Origin of the sequence: Paenibacillus camelliae (assembly GCF_023715345.1) — a bacterium.
Taxonomy (GTDB): Bacteria; Bacillota; Bacilli; order Paenibacillales; family Paenibacillaceae; genus Pristimantibacillus; species Pristimantibacillus camelliae.
Map to the genome: position 1 here is coordinate 40946 of NZ_JAMBNY010000017.1, position 18803 is coordinate 59748.

The following is an 18803-nucleotide window of genomic DNA, read 5'->3' on the forward strand; positions in this document are numbered from 1 at the left end:
CAATGCCGCCTTTCACAATATTAGATTTAGTATAAATCTAATATTAACTCCAGTCAATCTACAACAACTAATCCTCAGCGTTTCGACACCATTTCCCAGGAAATAGCACGAAAACTGCCTCTTTCTCTATATTAGATGAAAAGGGACAGTTTTCGTACAGGTTACAATATTGGACTAAGCAGCCTGGAAATGGACTCCTTGAATCGATTAAACCAAGGTCTATTCTCATATTCCTCTAGCGTTAGCAGATGCGAAACCTCCACATCCTCGTAGAAGATGCTCTCAAGTCTAGCTGCTACCTCTTTATTATAAATGAACGCATTCATCTCGAAATTCAGCTTAAAGCTTCGGATATCAAGGTTTGCTGTACCTACAGATGCCACTTTACGATCAACCACTAACGTTTTCGCATGTAGGAAGCCCGCTTTATACAAATGAACCTTTACCCCACAGGACAGTAATTCTCCAAGATATGATTGTGTTGCCCAAAACACAAAAAAGTGGTCAGGCTTACTTGGCAGCATCAGATGAACGTCCTTGCCTGATAATGCGGCTGTTCTTAGCGCGTTTAGCAAGCTGCTATCAGGGACGAAGTAAGGTGTTTGCAGCAAAACAGTCTCCTTTGCTGAGTAGATCATTTTAATGTAAGAATTTTTAATTTCCTGAAATTCGGAGTCAGGTCCGCTCGCAACAACCTGAATGCCAATCGGCTCACTGCATTCCATTGGCTGTTCTGGAAAGTACTTGGAATGATAGGCAAGGCTTAAATTCGATGCAATGTTCCAATCGATCATAAACTGTGCCTGCATCTGAAGAACAGCTTCACCTTGAATACGTAAATGCGTATCTCTCCATTTACCAAAATGCTTATTCAGTCCCAAGTACTCATCGCCTATATTAAACCCGCCGATATAACCAATCTCTCCATCGATTACAACAAGCTTGCGATGATTACGATAGTTAATTTTTATGTTAAGGTATGGGATCCGTGAAGGGAAAAAAGCCGCCTCAAGCCCACCTGCCTCACGAAATTCCTTGAAAAACTTTTTTGGCAAATTCGAGCTCCCAATGTGATCATACAGGAAATGAACCTTGATTCCCTCTTTTGCCTTTGCCGTTAGTGCGCGCATCAATCTGCGACCAAGCTCATCATCACGAACGATATAATAGACGAGATGAATATGGTGCTTCGCACGACTTATATCTTCTATTAATGCATCGAATTTCTCATGGCCATCCGTATAGATATCGACCTGATTATGTGTCGTAAACAATGAAAATGCTGTCGACAAATTCATTGTAATTAGGTCAGTATATTCCTCCACCTCGGACCCGGCGAGATCAATTTCTCCACAATTAATGCGCCGATGCTGCTCTTTAATCATATCATTGATCATGCTCGGGTTAATGCCTAGAAGCTTTGTCAGCTTACGTTTTTTGAATTTCTGTCCGAGAATAAGATAAAGTACAAATCCAACAACCGGAATGAAAAATAATACCATAATCCAAGCCCATGTCGAGCTAATATTACGCCTTTCAAGAAAAATAATGGTTATAGCAAGAAATATATTAAGAATCATAACGATTAAATAAATCTGTTGCCATATAAGCATTCCCTATTCTCCTTCAACTAACGTACTTTTAATACTAGTTCAAAAAGTTCAGCCTTTAGTGCTACCTCGTGTCCATAGATGTCATCTAGAGCATTTTCTATTAACGCTTGACTGGGCTTACTTGATAATACTCTTCTAATGTTAAGTCTTCTTCATCAATATGCTTAGCGAGCTCCACGCCAACATAGCGCAAATGCCAAGGCTCATATTTATAGCCTGTAATCTCCTGCTTGCCTTCTGGATAACGAATAATAAAACCATAGGCTGCTGCGTTGTTCTCGAGCCATATCGCTTCTGCTGTTCCTCCAAAGCAGTCCTGTGCTGCGCATTTGCCATCACTGCTCGTTACATCAATGGCTAAGCCTGTTTCATGCTCGCTAGTTCCTGGCTCCGCACTATAGGTTTTTGCCTTCTCATAACCATCCCGTTCTACATATCGGTTAAATAACGCCGTTTGTGTGCTGTGAGAGCGGTAAGCAGACACACCTGCTAGATAGATACCATCCACTTCTGCTGCTTCAAACATATGCTCAAGTGCCTCCGCCGCTTCCTGACGAAGCATGCGTTTTTCAATCTTCTCCTCGAATATAAAGAGAACATCCGGATAGACGAGATCATCAGGCTCATAATTATCTGGCAGCTTATAGTCTGGATTAACAATAACGCTAACACTTTTTGCATCTGTATCGGGCTCAATGTTAGGTGTAGCCGTTGGTGTACTCTCCTGGTCTGGATCAGGCGAATCTGACGGCTCTTCCACATCCTCACCGGAATTTTCTGGGTTATTTGTTAAGTTTTCATCAATATCTGAAACATTATCTGTTGTTTCTTCGTTTACATTAGTATCACTTGGTTGACTTACACTAATATCAGGTGCTTTTTGTTCTTCTTTTTGGTTAACAAATGTAACAATTAATACAATAAGTAGTGCGAGGGATAAAACAAGTAATAATAGTCTTCCTAATTTCATTCTAGAATTTCCTCCTTAAAGATGACCGTAAAGCTGAGCACGAGAAAGAAAAGTGAGGTGTTTTATAATAATAAAGAACACTCTGACTGATATGTGAGCAATTTACAGTTTTTTAGATTTTGACATTGAAACTTAATATTAGCATAATAGATAAGTAATTATATCATCTATGTAGCTTTCATGAATATATAAAGAGATACGAAGGGTAGGATGTACAGTGTTAAACGATAGCTACAAACGCCTTTTTAGTATGCAACCGATCTTGTTTTTTTCGTTCATTATGCTGCTAAAAAGTGCCTTAGCCTGGATGGTTATATTTGAGAATGGAATGTCCTGGACATTATTGCTTAAAGAGCTGCCATTCGCATTAATCATCTTCTGTTTTATCGAGGTATTCGCAAAAAAACGCAAAATTCTTTATTACTTGCTAGCGAACCTTCTAATGACAACCATTCTTTTTGCCGTCATTATGTATTACAAGTATTACGGAGTCATTGTAACATACTTTGCTCTAGCTCAAGTAAATCAAGTTACCGCAGTTAAAAATAGTGTATTTTCCTTAATGGACCCTTATTTCTTGCTTATCTTTGTAGACGTTGTAATATTAGCCGCTCTACTTATTAAGAAGAAAGGCGATATCGATTGGAAAATGAAGGTCAACAGACCTAGCAGCAGAAAAGTTGCCTTAGCTGTTCTTACCGTTTCATTAATTGTGTGCCTGTTCAATATTGTACCGAACCGTGCAAGCATGAATGAAATTGTAAAAGCTGAGCAAATGGGTATTCTAAATTATGAAGCCTATATGATATTCTCCAGCAAAGAAACAGAATATGTCGAGCCTAATGAGATCTCGCAGCAAAAAATTAACGATATTAAAAAAATTATCCCTGTGGAGCAGCCTTTTCAATTTGGAACAGCTGCAGGTAAAAACGTCATTATGATCCAAATGGAATCATTCCAAAATTTCTTAGTCAATCTTTCTGTAGACGGTCAGGAGATTACACCGAATTTTAATAAGCTGGTTAATGAGCACTTTTACTTTAATAAGTTCTATCAGCAAGTAGGTCAAGGTAACACGTCTGATGCAGAGTATGTCGTCAACACATCACTCTACATTCCACCGCGCGGCGCTGCTACACAAATGTATGCTGATCGCGAGCTGCCTAGCTTACCAAAGCTGCTGGAAGAACACCAATATGACACTGCTACCTTCCATACCAACGTCGTTGAATTTTGGAATCGTGGCGAGCTGTATGAGTCACTAGGCTTTAATAATTATTATGATACCGAGTACTTTGGTGAAGAGGATACTGTATTCTTCGGTGCCTCTGACGATGTATTATACCGTAAAACACTTGATAAATTAGTGGAGATGGACGCAGCTGAAAATCCATTTTACGCTCATGTTATCTCTATGACAGCTCATCATCCTTACACATTGCCTGAGGATAAGCAATATATCACCTTGCCAGAACGCTTCCAAAAAACATTGGTTGGTGATTATCTAGTCGCTCAGCATTATGCAGATCAAGCACTTGGTGCTTTTATTGACGACATGAAGGAAAAAGGACTTTGGGACAACAGTCTAATTGTGCTTTATGGTGATCATCTTGGCTTACCGATCTATTCATTGAACTCAAATGAGCTAGCATTAATGGAAGAGATGTACGGTCGGGAGTATACGTACACCGATATGATTAATATTCCACTAGTTATCATTAATGAAGGAGTTACTGAGCCTAAGGTATTTGAGCAAACAGCTGGTCAGGTCGATATTACGCCTACTATTGCTAACCTGCTAGGTATTAGTATGGAAAATCAATTGCATTTTGGACAGGACATCTTCAATCAATATGAAAATCTACTGCCACAGCGCTATTATTTACCTACAGGCTCCTTCCTTACTAGCGAAGAGCTATTCCTATCAGGCAGCGGCTACTCTGACGGCAAGCATTTCTCGTTATCTGGTACAAGTACAGAAAGCGGTACAGCAACAGAAGACGAGTTCCAACGCGCATTAGAGCTGCTGCAGCTGTCAGACAGCTACGTTAACAGCCTTCCTCTTAAGGACGGAGAAAAGCCTTCTAGCAAGTAGGAATTGTTGAATTACAACATTGCATGAGTGCTCTTCATGCAAAACAGCATATAAAAAATGGGTGGTCTGCCACTTCAGCGAAAGCTGATGTAGTAGACCACCCATTTTATTTCATTGAGCATATTTTCTTGTTATCGATAAGGACGGTGGAGCTCATGATACAGCTCCTCCTCCGTCATAAACTCCACAATATCCTCATGCTTTGTCAGTATCGCATAGCCTAGCATTAGCTTAGTCATAGCTGCCTCTGGAGCCATTCCACTCAGTAATACGGCACCTGCCTCGAATAGCTTTGCTGTCGAAGCATAGTGGACATCCTCTGCACGCTTAGCGGGAGTGAGAAATACATCAATCCCCTCGTTAAGGCATCTGCGGATAAAGGTAGGCAGTGAATATGGGCCGCTATCTAACGAGCAGGCTGTTGCAGAATGGTATAAATCATGCACGATCGCCTTTGGCTTCATGCTTCCCCATTGATACAGCTCATAGTTCAGTCCCGGATACGGCTTAATATACACAATCTGATCAGCAAGCTCCGTAATCCTCTCTATGCTTTGCGTCCAGCGATTAGATACTGGCATAAGCTGCTGCATCGCTGGATTGCGTGTATCTTCGGTCCATATCAGCTTACCTTGCTTTAGCTGGCCAAGTGTAAGCTCATAAGGGCTGCGAAACTGATCGGTAAAGGCTTCACACTGCATAAGACGTGTAGCTAAGTATAGCTGACTTTCTCCGCGATCATTCTCGTATACGACAAAAACACCTGGAGGAGCCTCTGTTTCAATCCATTGTACAGCCTCACTAAAATTACGGAGGCCATTAGCTCGCTCATCCTCAAGCGGGTAATTGCTTGCGATCAGCACAATGGGGATCTTCGTTTGGGCAAGCAGGTAACCGAGCATTGCTGCTGAGTAAGCCAGTGTATCTGAGCCATGCGTCACAATAATGCCTTTGTACTGCTCCTGTGGAATTTGCTTAATTTGCTCAGCAAGGCTAAGCCATTGCTGAGCAATTAAATTTTCACTTAATATATTGAGTGGCTGTATCGTATCAAATGTTGTCTGCAGGTCGTACTGCTCCTTAAATTGATCAATAATCATATAGGAACCAGAAGCACTTACATCAACTGCGCTTCCTTGCCTTGTACTTCCTATTGTTCCTCCTGTAAATACAACCATAATTTCATTCATGTTCGCTAATCCTCTACTTTCTACTAACAAATGGCCACCAATTGTATTTCCCGAACAGCTTAACAGCTACAGGTATAAACAATGGTAGCATAATTAGAGCATATAGGAAAAGTCCGCACAGCACGAGTGTTGCAATTTGAAGCAAGCTCATTACACCTGAAGGAAGCATCGCCGCAAACGTTCCGCCAAGTATAATGGCTGCGGACATAATAACGGAGCCCATGCTCTTCATCGCTTCATGGATTGCCACGGTAGGCTGCATATGAGCATTTTCCTTAAAGCGATCCATTAGGAAGATACTGTAGTCTACACCAAGAGCGATCAGCATAACAAAGCCGAAGAATGGAACGGCCCAGCTTACGCCAGATAGACCTGCAATATCTACGAAAATCAATTCTGTAATCGCAAGTGACGTGCTGTACGTAATTAATAAGGAAGCAACGACATAGATCGGAATGACGACAGAACGGAATAATAGCAATAAGATAATAAAAATACCGATCAGCATAAGTGTTACCGTTTTTGAATAATCTGCGCTGCTCATTTGCATCAGGTCATTATTCATACTCGTAACGCCTCCGAGCTGTACATCAGCTCCTTCATGTACAGTGCCAGCCAATTGATCCTTCACGACGATGGACAAGCCGTCGATGATCTCAATCGAAGAAATCGCGTAAGGGTTATCCTCCATAATGACATCAAACGTAATGAGCTTTCGATCATCAGACATATATTGATCAAGTACAGCAGCAAAGGCTTCGTCTGTAATAGCTTCCTCAGGCATATACCAGCCAGCAAGCTGCTTATCTGGTGACTCGACAAGCCCCTTCAAATAATTCTCTGCAGAGCCAAAACCATCCGTTACCTGCTCAAGTCCATCCACGCTTAAGGCTAGCCCCTCGGTTAGCTGTACCAGCTGCTCTTGAATGCTTACAAAGCCTTCCTGCAGCTCCGCTCCACCTGCCGCTATTCCACCTAGACCTTCAGCCAGCTGTGGTGCTTGAGCGCTGCCTTGAGCTGTGCCCGCTGCGAGCTGATCAAGTCCTTGTCGCAACGCACTCATTCCACCAGCAACCTGCTTCATGCCTTCAGAGAAAGCTTTCTGACCTGCACTAGCCTCTGCTAATGCCGTATTCGCTGTTGCAAATCCACTCAGCATGCCAGCTAGCCCTTGATTTAGCTCTGCAATCGCAGCATGTAATGCTGTTGCTCCAGCTGCTAGCTGTTCAATCGAAGCAGTAAGTGAAATATACGTTGGATCATCGGCAAGCTCAGGGTACTGCTGCTGCAAGGCTTTCATTCCTTGATCCACACCAGACAGCCCTGTTGCAAGCGTCGCCTGCTGCTCAGCAATCGCAGCATAGCCTTTCGATAGCTGCTCTCCGCCAGCATATAGCTCATTATAGCCCTGTAATAGCTCATCACTCGCTGATGCTAGCTTCAATGCATTCTGTTCAAGCTCCTTCAAGCCCGCTTCCAGCTGCTTAGCAGACAGTGCACCTTGCTTCATTCCCGAGCTAATCTCCGATAAACCGTCAGATAGCTTATTCACTCCATCTTGCAGCTGCTTGCTACCAGAAACAAGCTGCTCAGCTCCATCGATGGCAGCATTAAGCTGTGGTGTATTTTCCGCTAATGCCTGTTCAGCTTCAGCTAATCCATCTCGTATCTCAAGCAAGCCATCCTGTCCTTGTGAAAGACCTTCTTCAAGCTGACCGACCTGATCGGTAACGAGGAAGTCCTCCAACGGTTCACCTAGCGGCCGAGTGGCACTACGCACAGTTGCGACGCCATCCTGCTCCAGCAAAGCACGAGATGCCTTTTCAATGACAGCCATGCCCTCAGAGGAGTCGAATGGCTGCTCGCTCTTGATGACGACCGTTGTAGGCATGGCTTCACCAGGTCCAAAGTTGTTAGCGATAAGATTGAAGCCTTTAACCGAATCGTATTTCTCACCAATTTCATCAAGTGAGTTATAGGAAACAAGATCATCCTTCGTTAATAACAGTGGTACGATAATGATTGCTACAATTAATAAAGCCGCCATTGGGCGTTTCAGTGAAAATGCACCAACTTTATCCCATAGCTTACTTTTACCGTGCTCCAGCTTTCCTTTGGCAGGCCAAAACAGCTTATTGCCGAGTGTATATAGGAAGAAAGGAACAACGGTGTATAGTGCGATCAGCATGACAGCTATCCCTACAGCTACTGCAACGGCAGAGCGATACAATATAAATGTCGAGAAGCCAATCGCACTGAAGCCTACCAGCACAGCAATACCTGATACAAGCACTGTTTTTCCAGCCGTGCGATACGTCGTTAGAATGGCTTCTTGTTTATCCTCATGCTTACTGAGCTCTTCCTTGTACCTGCTAATTAACAGGATGCAATAGTCCGTTCCAATCCCGAACAAGACCGCCATCATGAAGATTTGTGTGAAGGTAGACAGCGGAAAATCAACGGTATCTGCAAGAAACGCAACAATGGATTGCGATACGATATAAGATAGGCCAACCGTTAATAATGGCACAATCGGCGCAACTGCCGAGCGGAAGACTAAAAATAGTACGATAAGAATAAAGCCAACGGTAATGAGCTCCGTGCGCTTTAAGCCTTCCTCGGAGCTGAGCAGAACATCCTGACTAATAAGCCAGCTACCGGTGTAATAATGCTCTATCTCGATAGACGCTAACGCTTCATAGAGCTGGTCTATCGCTTGATCTACTTCTCTGCCATTCATCTGTACATCTAGCAGCACAATCGCCGTTGACTCATCAGGAGCCAGCATCTGCTCCTTCAATTCCTCATTGTCGAAGTAAGAGGTAATCGATGCAATGCCCAGCTGCTCCTTATTCTCTTCCAGCAGAGCAAGAGCCGATTGTATTTCCTCTTGCTGCTCAGCTGTTAATCCACCCTCCTGATGGAACACGAGGGCTGTAGAATTGCCTGATCCAGAGTCGCTGCTCTTCTCCTCTATCAGCTTGGCTGCTAGAGATGATGAATATTGCTCGGGCACTGTAATTTCGCCTTTTTCTCTAACGAGTGACGCAAGATTAGGTGCTGCAATAAACAGCCCAACGGCAGCGACAATCCATACTGCTATAACGATCCATCTAAGTTTCAAAATCCCTTTCAAGCAAATGCCTCCTATTCTAAATCCATCATTAGCACTTCTGAGATATGCTCCAGCACAGCTATATATTCAAACGCTTTAGCTTCCCCGATCTTACTTATATAAGGCTCAATAATATGATAAATCGTTTCTTCTATACGGCTGTGCTGTCGATCGCCTTCCTCCGTAAGTGATAAATATACGACTCTCCGATCTTCTTGACTTGGAGTTCTCACAACATAACCTTTATTAACCATGCGGCTAATAACCGATGTGATCGTACTTTTCCCTACACAAAGCAAATCGGCCAATTCCGATGAGCTAACATCGTTATTACGCTTTAAGTAGCGTAATATAAACAGCTGCTCTGGCGTAATATCATTAGGTAGCCCTTCCTTGACTTTACTGCTTAATCTACGATTAATCATATACGTCGCTCGTTCATAGCGCTCGACAATCTCTGTCATCCTCTCATTAGCCATACCAACACCTCCCCACAAAATAGTTCTATGATGAAACTATTCTATCATCAAATAGTTTGGTCATAGAACTACTTTTACCTAAATTTCACAATTCATTCACAACTGCTTCCCACAAAAAAAGGAGCTGCAATCGAAACGAACGATTGCAGCTCCTAAGCCTTACCACATACCTACATCTATACCTATTCTTATACTCCTGCATTTCCATGCCTGTTATATCTGTCTTATTATTATATCTTTATCTATCTCTATATCTTTATCTGCTTCTATACCTATGCCATTGCTATCTAATTATGCCGTTATTGCCCCCGTACCAGCCTGAAGCTGATACATGAGATAGTACTTACCTCTCTGTTCCATAAGCTGATCGTGATTACCACGTTCAACAATAACTCCGCGATCCAATACTAAAATTTGATCAGCTGCACGTATCGTCGATAAGCGATGAGCAATAACAAAGGTTGTGCGTCCTCGCTTCAGCACCTCGAGCGCCGCTTGAATGACAGACTCTGTCTCTGTATCAATACTTGCCGTCGCTTCGTCCAAAATAAGAATAGCCGGATCATAAGCAAGCGCTCTAGCAAAGGATATGAGCTGACGTTGACCAGCTGACAGCGTGCTACCTTTCTCAATGACCTCTGTATCAATGCCTTTCGGCAGCTGCATAAACATGTCATATGCGCCTACATCCTTCAGCGCCTGAATAACACGCTCTCTTGATATCTCCTCATTATTTAAGCTGACATTAGATGCGATGGTCCCTGTAAACAAGAACGGATCCTGCAGAACAATGCCCATATGCTTACGAATTTGCTGCTTAGAAAAGCTGCGCAGATCAACACCATCAATCGTTATACGGCCTTCCTCTATATCATAAAAGCGGAACAGTAAATTCAGAATTGAGCTTTTTCCAGAACCAGTATGACCAACGAGTGCAATCGTCTCCCCTTGCTTAGCGGAAAATTGAATATTTTTTAGAACATATTCCTTTTCCTTGTATGCAAAGGACACGTTCTCAAAGGCAACATCCCCACGATAACGAGGCATAGGCTGATCATCAACCTCCATACCAGGCTCATCCATAAGCTTGAATACACGTTCTGCAGATACTCTCGCTACCTCCAAATTAGATAGCTGATTAACAATGCCCACAATAGGATTAAACATGCGATTCAAATAATCAATATAAGCAAACAGTAAGCCAACCGTAATAGCCGCTCCGAGCTGATTCGTAAAAAACAGCACAAGAATGACCGCATAAATTAAGTTGCGCAGTACGTTCAGCAAATTATGAGAGGTCCACGAATTTAAGCTGAGCATTTTATTTTGGTATTTGAAGTAATACGAATTAAGCTCATCAAATTCCTTCTCCATCGCTTTTTCTTTGCGAAAGGCTTGAATAATGGACATCCCTTGAATCGACTCGTTAACTGTGCCGTTAATCTCACTAAGCTTCGCTCTTAGCACTCGATTGTATTTGGAAGCAAAGCGCCGATAGATGTAGATCCATAGCATCAAAATCGGAATTAATGGCAGTGTGATGAAGCCAAGCGTCGGATTCATAGCGAATATTGCAGCATAGATTGCTACAATATAGACCAAACCCATGCTGAAGTTAGCAATAACACCGACATACAGCTCTCTAATCGCTTCCGTATCATTCGTTACACGAGAGACAATCTGCCCTGCTGCGTAATGATCATAGTATTTAACCGGCAGCTTTTGGGTGTGCGCATAAACATCATGTCGAAGCTTCTGAACAATGCGATTCGCTGCTGTCTGCAGCAAAATGCGCTGAGAGTATACAAAAATGGCTGCCACTGCAAGCAATACTAAGTAAATCGCTGACAAACGTAGAATGGATGGAATTTCTGGCTTGTAAAATTGATACAGCTCTTCCTTCGTCAACAGGGTGGCTTGCTCACTATTGTCTCCTTCATTCACGAGATAAAAACGTAAACCTTGCTGCTCAAATTCCATGCTACCTAGCACAGCTGTACTCGGATTAAGCTTATCCTCACGTACAAGCCATTGCTCCTTATATGGAACAGCCTCAGCCGTCCCTTCTTCTACGTAATACCACGTTTTATTGATACCTGTAATATGTTCATCGATCATCTTTTTCGCAAGTAATGGTCCCATTACCTCGGCACTAACTGCAATAATTAAAAATATAAGTGCAACGATAATCGTCTTTTTATAGAGTAAACCATACTGCAGCAATCGCTTTCCTGTCTTTATCGTTCGATCTGGCTGCTGTACTTGCTCTGTCTCTATCGTCATGCTTCTCACCTCTCTATTTTAACCGCGTTAACTATGAGCTTAGCTCGAGCTCGATCTGCTGACGACCATATTGCTCCTTATACCAGCCATCACGCTTCAGCAGCTGCTCATGCGTTCCTTCTTCAGCAATTACTCCATCTTCCATCACTACAATCCAATCTGCGTGCTGGACGGCAGATAAGCGGTGTGTCGTAATTATCGTCGTTTTGTGCTGTCGCTCATGCTTAATGCCCTCAATAATTTCTATTTCTGTTTTTGCATCTACAGCCGATAGTGCGTCATCCAGCAGCAGTATTTCAGGATTTGCAATTAATGCCCGCGCAATGCTCACACGCTGCTTCTGACCACCGGACAATGCAACACCACGCTCTCCAACCATCGTCTCTAAGCCCTCAGGCAAAAACTGAATATCTTTGGCGAACGAAGCTCGTTCAAGCGCTCGCTGAAGCTGCTCTTCGGTCGCATCTGCTTTACCAAACAATATATTGCTGCGGATTGAACGTGAGAACAAAAACGGCTGCTGCGGCACGTAGCCGACATATCCGATTGCGTCATTCAGTTTCAGCTCGTCAATGCTATGTTCCCCAAGCTTTAATGTTCCTTGGCCTAGTGGATATTCACGCAGCAGCTGCTTCAGTATCGTCGTTTTACCGCTTCCTGTTTTACCGACAATACCAAGTGTCTGCCCTTGCTTAATGCGTATATTAAGCGCACTTAAGTTTTCATTAGATGAGCTTGGATATTGGAAAGAATATCGCTCAAAAGCGACTTGAGAAGGACTGTGCTTCTCCACTGTATTCTTCTTATCTTCTACATCTGCCTTGCTTGCTAGCGTTTCATTGACACGGTCGAGAGAGGCGTTGCCTCGCTGCATAATATTGATGAGCTCCCCCATCGCGATCATCGGCCAAATGAGCATCCCTAAAAACATATTGAATGTCACAAGCTGACCAAGCGTCAGCTCACTATTGAACACAAGATAGGCACCGTAGCCAATTCCAATTAAATAGCTGATCCCAACAATTACTTTAATCGCAGGCTCAAACAGTGCATCGATTCTTACAACTGCTAAGTTTTTCTCAAGCACTTCCTGCGTCTTCGCTTGAAACTTTTGCTCACTTGCTTTTTCCTGAACGAAGGCACGAAGCACTCGAACGCCAGAGACAGACTCCAGTACATCATCATTCAGCTCACCAAAAGCATCCTGAGCTGCCATAAAGCGCTGATGAATTTTCTTACCAAAGATCGACAGTACCAGCGCAATGATCGGCAATGGTAGTAATGCTGCAAGTGTCAGCTTCCAACTAATCGCTACGCTCATCATAACAACGATGCTGATCATAAATATGGTTGAATCGAATAGCGTCAAGATTCCGAAGCCGGCCGTATTCGATACCGCACCAAGATCATTCGTTGCTCGAGCCATTAAATCTCCTGTACGATTTCGCTCGTAGAAGGAAGGCTTCATTCGTAAAAAATGTGACATTAGATTAGTGCGTAGTATGCGTTCCAGCACGAATGCTGCACCAAACAGCATGTAATGCCAAATATAATTGATGCCATAGGCAACGATCGTCACGACAACCCAGCCAATGATCATCCACCGGAATTGTACCGACGAAAACTGACCCTGTTGGATACCGTCAATAACAACACCAATTAGCCACGGTGGAAGCAGGTCGACTAAGCCTGCAAAAAACAGCAAGCTAATCGCCAGCGTATATCGTTTCCACTCCAGCTTGAAAAACCATCCTAGTTTTTTTAATACATTCATCATGTTGCTTAACAACCCCTCGTTATTAACGATTTCAATAGAGCACACAAAAAAGAGCATGCCTGCGTAGACATGCTCTTCCTCACACGGGTCTTAGATCACAAAGATGCGAAACTAAGCCCATTATGCGAAAAAAAAGGCGCATGACTACGTTACGTAATCATGCGCCGTATGTACTTAACTATACGTTACGGGCACGGATTACGTCATGATGTTGAAACAAGCCTGTTAAAACCATATTGCCAAACTGAACCAAGCTAATCATACGTAACCCTCCTCTCATAATGTTAAAATATGTTACAACAATATCATTGGATAAACCTCCTTGTCAATCAATAAAATGTAAAAATTAAAATTGAAGGATTCAACAACTTACTTATGTATAGCTAATAACCTAATTGCTATTCACTATATTTTCTTATTGTCAATCCTGTATCGTCTAACTTATACTTACTATAATTTGATGTATTTTGTCGATATTTGTCTAAAACACGTTGTGTTACTTATATTAAAGCTGGAGGGCTAATCATTGTCTATCCGAATTAAATTATCATTAGCTATCTCTCTCATCGTTACGGCAGTACTTATTCTCAATGTTGTATTCTCGCAAATTAATGCGGTTCGTGTACAGAATGAAAACATTGAACAGCAGGTTACCAATATTGCCAAACAGCTCGCTGTTTCTATAGAGCTTATTGAAACTACGAATCGCAGCATCGAAAATGAGCTCGCTCATCGCCTTAAAGCGGCAGCAATAGCTGTAGAGCAGCTGCTTGATCCAGATATCTCTAACCTTTCGAATGAACTTCTAAAGCAAGTGAGAGATCAAGTAGGAGTTACAGATATTACATTATGGGTGCTAGAGGATGAAGAGCTTGTTACTGTATTATCCTCTAATCCAGATGAAATTAATTTAAGATCAAAAACATGGGACTATTGGGATATAGCATTGAAGGATGTCATGCACTTACGTCCTGTCTCTGTTGATCAAGGACAGCACTCTACAAATTTCTATTCAGGTCCAGTTAACTTTGCAGTTTCAGATCCTACTAAGGTAAACAAATGGGGATATTATTACTCAGGCAAAACAAACTACATGATTAATACGATGATCAACACGGATCTTTCCTTCTCAAATGGCTATATTAACGGAAAAGAAACGATTGTGAAGGAGCTTATTAAAGAGAATGAAAACCTGTTAGAAATTACTGCATTCGATCCGGAGTTCTTTGGCAAAGAGAAAATCATTAAGCTCAAGCAAGGGCAGCCTATTTACAATCTTGATGTGCGTGATGTGATGTTCGGCTCCTACAACTACAGCAATGTTGAAAAAGATTTGAAGCTGGTCAATCAGGCCGTGTCCACCAATCAGTTTCAATCTTCAACATTTGAACATAACGATCAGCAGCTTGTTCGCACCTTCATTCCAATTACAGGTAGCAAACCATATATTATAAGCTTAGTCCTCGATAAAGAGTCGATGCTATCTAGTACGACGAAGCAGCTGCTTGACCATACGATGATCAGCATCGTGCTGCTGCTTATTACGATCGTAGGGAGCTATCTAATAGCAGAGCTGCTTACTGCACCGTTGACTAAAATTATGGTTAAGGTTAACGCGATCTCGATGAATCAATTCAATACGCCGTTAGAGCACAGAAGTAAGGATGAGCTCGGCTTGCTTGCCTCACAGGTTAACACGATGGGCAGCAATCTGTACCATTATACCGAAGAGCTAAAGAAAACAAACGATGAGCTGATGAGTACAAAACAATACTTGGAATCCTTCTTTAACCATACAAAGGATGCCATTCATATTATGGATCTCAACTTCAACATCATTCAGATGAATAGTGCATTTGAAGAAATGTTCGAATACAGCAGCGAAGAGCTTCTCGGTCAGCCATTGTTCCGCCACTCTGAGGAGCAGCAAAAGTCTTATAATATGCTGCTCATGCAAGTAATGGAAAACAACGGGATCTCTAGCTATGAAACCGTCATGTATACTAAGTCAGGACGCCCTGTAGACGTAAGTATTACACTGTCAGGGATTATTGATGAGTACGGCGATACCGTGGCTTTCGCTTCCATTACACGTAATATTACACAGCGCAAGCAAAACGAGGAGCTGCGTCGCAACAATGAAAAGCTCTCTGCAATCGGTCAAACGGCTGCCAGCATCGCACATGAAATTCGTAATCCGTTAACGACCGTTCAAGGATTTTTGTCGCTCAACAAAACGAAGGGGAATCTACCTGAGCAGCATATCGATCTCGTCATGCAGGAAATTCAACATATGGATTCGATCATTAGCCAGTTTCTAAGCATGTCCAAGCAGCAGATTGAGCACTGGTCACCTGTGTATATAGAACGATTAATTCGTGATATTGTTACTTTAATGAAGTCCTCTGGTAAGCTGAATAATATAAACTTCAAGCTAAAGGCAGTAGAGGCATTGCCACCAGTGCACGGCTCGGAGCAACATCTTAAGCAGGTATTCGTTAATCTAATTAAAAACAGTATTGAGGCTATGCCAGAGGGCGGAGAGCTCCTCATTCATATTGACCTGAGCACTGAGCCCAAGTCCATGACGATTACGATTCGAGACACTGGTATCGGCATCTCAGAGCAAGAGCTCAGCCATATATTTGACCCATTCTATACGAACAAAGAAGGCGGAACCGGCTTAGGCTTACTTGTTACTCAGCAAATAATTTCTAATCATCATGGCTCACTCAGCTTCTCGAGCGAGCTTGGAGTAGGCACGGCTGCAACCATTGTATTACCCATCTGATGCGTCGGTGCTTATGTCAAATAGTACAAATCAAATAAAAAATATACAAGCAGTAATTGACTTCATTAACAAATAGGAGAATAATAAAAGAAAAACTCTAATCATTTTGATCGTGTAATGCACTAGGAGGAATCATACATGAGCATTGTAAATCAGTTAATGGAATTCAATAAAGATTTTGTCGAGAATAAAGAGTATGAAAAATATATTACCGACAAATATCCAGAGAAAAAGATCGCCATCCTAACTTGTATGGATACTCGCTTGATGGAGCTGCTGCCAAAGGCGCTTAATCTTCGTAATGGTGATGCAAAATTCATTAAGAACGCTGGCGCTGTATTAACTCAGCCCTTCGGATCCGCGATGCGCAGTATTCTTGTAGCCGTATATGAGCTTCAAGCAAAAGAGGTCGTTGTTATTGGACATCACGGCTGTGGCATGACTAACCTAGATACACAAGGCATGGTACAAAAAATTGTTGAAGAAGGCGGCGTAGATCCGCTCGTTATTGAAACATTGGAGCGTTCCGGCATCCGTATGGAGAAGTTCCTAAGAGGCTTTACCGCACCGGAGCATGGTGTAATGCATAGCGTTAAGATGATCCGTAATCATCCGCTATTTCCTCAGCATGTGCCTGTGCACGGCTTTATTATGGACCCACTAACTGGAGCACTCGATCTGCTCGTTGAAGACTATCGAGAATAACGACAACAAGGCATAATCTCAGCTTAGGCGAGAGATTATGCCTTTTTAGTAGTTGCTTTGATGTGATTTGAGGATAGCGTCAAGCCGGCTCTGCGCAATGTCTTGATTTATACTTATAGCTGCCCTTACTCCATCACCAGCTGCTAGCACAGCTTGTGCAGGGGATATGCTCATCACATCTCCGGCAGCATATACTCCAGCTATACTCGTCCTCCCTTTACCGTCCTGCCATATTCCTCCGTGATCAGCCAGCCTGCAGCCGAGCTGCTGCACGAGCGATCCAGCATGCTGCCAATAAGTTGATACAAATCCGCCGCTACACGCAATTCGCTTACCATTCTGCAGCACAACACCCTTCAGCTTGCCTTCTCTACCGGTAAGTGACTTTATCGGCTCTATATGCAGCACAACACCAAGCTGCTGAAGCAGCTCCCGCTCCTCACTCGTTATTGATCCTTTTCCATTCGTAAACAGGTGCAGCCTGCTGCTCCATTGCTTCAGCGTTGCACTAAGTGCAAGGCCGTTATTGCTTTCTGTTATAATAGCAAGCGATTTGCCGCTTAGCTCATAGCCGTCACAGTACGGGCAACTGAACATTGACTTGCCATAAAATCGTTGCAGTCCGCTAACGCCGGGAAGCGATTCCTTTAAACCGGTTGCCAGCAGTAATCGATCGGCCTTAAACGTCGTTCCGCTTTTCGTGCTTATCGTGAAAGTACCATCGGTTAAGCGTTTAGCTTGGCTAATCGTTGCTACATAGCGCTTTATATTCGGATATTGGCGAAGCTCTTGATGAGCAAGCCTGCGAAAACGACTAGGAGCGATGCCTTCTCTCGTAATAAATCCATGCATATGCCCGGTTACTGCATTGCGCGGCTTTTGATTGTCGAATAGCAGCACCTGATGATTAGCTCGAGCTAATACAAGTGCCGCATTCAAGCCTGCCGGGCCGCCACCAATAATAGCAACGATCATCATCTCACACTCCTCACTCATTTGTATAAATGTATGAGCTATTCGTTTCAGGTATACATATACAAAAAGAGAGCAGGCCAGTGATCGATCTCACTAGCCTGCTCCAGTACTCAATTCATACTCGCTTTACCATTATGAATTGGATTTATATGTTTTGTTGTACCAGCCTTTTGCCGCCTCAATCTCGCTTCTAGACAGCTGGTGGCCATAGCGCTCCCAGAGCAGCTCTAAACTAGCTCCTGCTCCCTCTAACAGCTCCGCAAGCTCCTTCGTTTCCTGCGGTGGACAGATCGGATCATTCTCACCAGCAGCGATAAATACTTCCTTACCGCTAAGATCAGGCAATTGTAATCCACGAAGCGGCACCATCGGATGGTGCAAGATCGCGCCCATTAGTGCATCCTGATAGTGAAACATTAAGCTTGCTGCGATATTAGCACCGTTGGAGTAGCCGATCGCGACAACCTTACTGCGGTCAAAGCCATATTGCTGCGCAGCTTGATCGATAAACTTGTTCAGCTCTTCTGTCCGAAGCTTCAAATCCTCAATATCAAATACACCTTCTGCAAGCCGTCTAAAAAATCTTGGCATGCCATTCTCAAGCACATTTCCTCGCACACTCAATATCGAAGCTTCCGCATCAATATGCTTTGCTATGCCTAATAAATCCTGCTCAGTCCCACCCGTTCCATGTAAAAGCAGCAGCACCGGTGCTGTTTTATCCGTACCTTGTTCATATATATGCTTCATCATTATCCTCCTTTGCAGCAGGCAGCTCTACTACTGCACTGTTGACGTTCTATTCCATAT

The 18803-nt window shown here is 43.0% G+C and carries 12 protein-coding genes; 3 read left to right on the forward strand and 9 right to left on the reverse strand.

What is annotated here, in order from left to right:
* Window positions 1-161: 161 nt before the first annotated feature.
* Window positions 162-1613, reverse strand: coding sequence for a cardiolipin synthase (gene cls / locus M3180_RS19520; RefSeq protein ID WP_251670641.1), 1452 nt, complete (start codon window positions 1611-1613; stop codon window positions 162-164).
* Window positions 1614-1713: 100 nt separating this feature from the next.
* Window positions 1714-2583, reverse strand: a complete 870-nt coding sequence (locus M3180_RS19525) for a M15 family metallopeptidase (protein ID WP_251670642.1) — start codon at window positions 2581-2583, stop codon at window positions 1714-1716.
* 250 nt (window positions 2584-2833) lie between these two features.
* Between M3180_RS19525 and M3180_RS19530 the strand changes: the two genes are divergently transcribed.
* On the forward strand, window positions 2834-4678 hold the full coding sequence (locus M3180_RS19530) for an LTA synthase family protein (protein WP_432806961.1): 1845 nt from the start codon (window positions 2834-2836) through the stop codon (window positions 4676-4678).
* A gap of 131 nt (window positions 4679-4809) precedes the next feature.
* Here the strand turns inward: M3180_RS19530 and M3180_RS19535 are convergent, their stop codons facing one another.
* The 5 genes from M3180_RS19535 to M3180_RS19555 form a co-directional block, all read right to left on the reverse strand.
* A complete protein-coding gene (locus M3180_RS19535; protein WP_251670646.1) occupies window positions 4810-5868 on the reverse strand; it encodes an asparaginase in 1059 nt (352 codons plus the stop codon).
* A 13-nt stretch (window positions 5869-5881) separates the two neighbouring features.
* Complete coding sequence (locus tag M3180_RS19540) at window positions 5882-9004, reverse strand: MMPL family transporter (RefSeq protein WP_251670647.1); 3123 nt, start codon at window positions 9002-9004, stop codon at window positions 5882-5884.
* Window positions 9005-9015: 11 nt separating this feature from the next.
* Window positions 9016-9462, reverse strand: coding sequence for a MarR family winged helix-turn-helix transcriptional regulator (locus M3180_RS19545; protein WP_251670649.1), 447 nt, complete (start codon window positions 9460-9462; stop codon window positions 9016-9018).
* A gap of 291 nt (window positions 9463-9753) precedes the next feature.
* Window positions 9754-11745, reverse strand: coding sequence for an ABC transporter ATP-binding protein (locus M3180_RS19550; RefSeq protein ID WP_285855808.1), 1992 nt, complete (start codon window positions 11743-11745; stop codon window positions 9754-9756).
* Window positions 11746-11776: 31 nt separating this feature from the next.
* Window positions 11777-13522: an ABC transporter ATP-binding protein gene (locus M3180_RS19555; RefSeq protein ID WP_251670651.1), complete on the reverse strand. Its 1746-nt coding sequence runs from the start codon at window positions 13520-13522 to the stop codon at window positions 11777-11779.
* A 526-nt stretch (window positions 13523-14048) separates the two neighbouring features.
* Here M3180_RS19555 and M3180_RS19560 point away from each other — a divergent pair.
* Entirely contained in the window at window positions 14049-16313 is a 2265-nt protein-coding gene (locus tag M3180_RS19560) for a sensor histidine kinase (protein ID WP_251670653.1), read from the forward strand.
* Window positions 16314-16451: 138 nt separating this feature from the next.
* Window positions 16452-17018 carry a beta-class carbonic anhydrase gene (locus M3180_RS19565; RefSeq protein WP_251670655.1) on the forward strand — a complete coding sequence of 189 codons (567 nt, stop codon included), beginning with the start codon at window positions 16452-16454 and terminating at the stop codon, window positions 17016-17018.
* Window positions 17019-17063: 45 nt separating this feature from the next.
* On the opposite strand, the gene M3180_RS19570 is transcribed toward M3180_RS19565, so the two are convergent.
* Both M3180_RS19570 and M3180_RS19575 read right to left on the reverse strand, forming a co-directional pair.
* Window positions 17064-17996, reverse strand: a complete 933-nt coding sequence (locus M3180_RS19570) for an NAD(P)/FAD-dependent oxidoreductase (protein ID WP_251670657.1) — start codon at window positions 17994-17996, stop codon at window positions 17064-17066.
* A gap of 129 nt (window positions 17997-18125) precedes the next feature.
* Window positions 18126-18743, reverse strand: a complete 618-nt coding sequence (locus tag M3180_RS19575) for an alpha/beta hydrolase (RefSeq protein WP_251670659.1) — start codon at window positions 18741-18743, stop codon at window positions 18126-18128.
* Between the last annotated feature and the right edge of the window lie 60 nt (window positions 18744-18803).

Excerpts from the sequence above, each read along its gene's own strand:
- cls (WP_251670641.1), bottom strand. The coding sequence starts at position 1,613 with ATGCTTATATGGCAACAGATTTATTTAATCGTTATGATTCTTAATATA.
- M3180_RS19525 (WP_251670642.1), bottom strand. The coding sequence starts at position 2,583 with ATGAAATTAGGAAGACTATTATTACTTGTTTTATCCCTCGCACTACTT.
- M3180_RS19530 (WP_432806961.1), top strand. The coding sequence starts at position 2,834 with ATGCAACCGATCTTGTTTTTTTCGTTCATTATGCTGCTAAAAAGTGCC.
- M3180_RS19535 (WP_251670646.1), bottom strand. The coding sequence starts at position 5,868 with ATGAATGAAATTATGGTTGTATTTACAGGAGGAACAATAGGAAGTACA.
- M3180_RS19545 (WP_251670649.1), bottom strand. The coding sequence starts at position 9,462 with ATGGCTAATGAGAGGATGACAGAGATTGTCGAGCGCTATGAACGAGCG.
- M3180_RS19550 (WP_285855808.1), bottom strand. The coding sequence starts at position 11,745 with ATGACGATAGAGACAGAGCAAGTACAGCAGCCAGATCGAACGATAAAG.
- M3180_RS19555 (WP_251670651.1), bottom strand. The coding sequence starts at position 13,522 with ATGATGAATGTATTAAAAAAACTAGGATGGTTTTTCAAGCTGGAGTGG.
- M3180_RS19565 (WP_251670655.1), top strand. The coding sequence starts at position 16,452 with ATGAGCATTGTAAATCAGTTAATGGAATTCAATAAAGATTTTGTCGAG.
- M3180_RS19570 (WP_251670657.1), bottom strand. The coding sequence starts at position 17,996 with ATGATGATCGTTGCTATTATTGGTGGCGGCCCGGCAGGCTTGAATGCG.
- M3180_RS19575 (WP_251670659.1), bottom strand. The coding sequence starts at position 18,743 with ATGAAGCATATATATGAACAAGGTACGGATAAAACAGCACCGGTGCTG.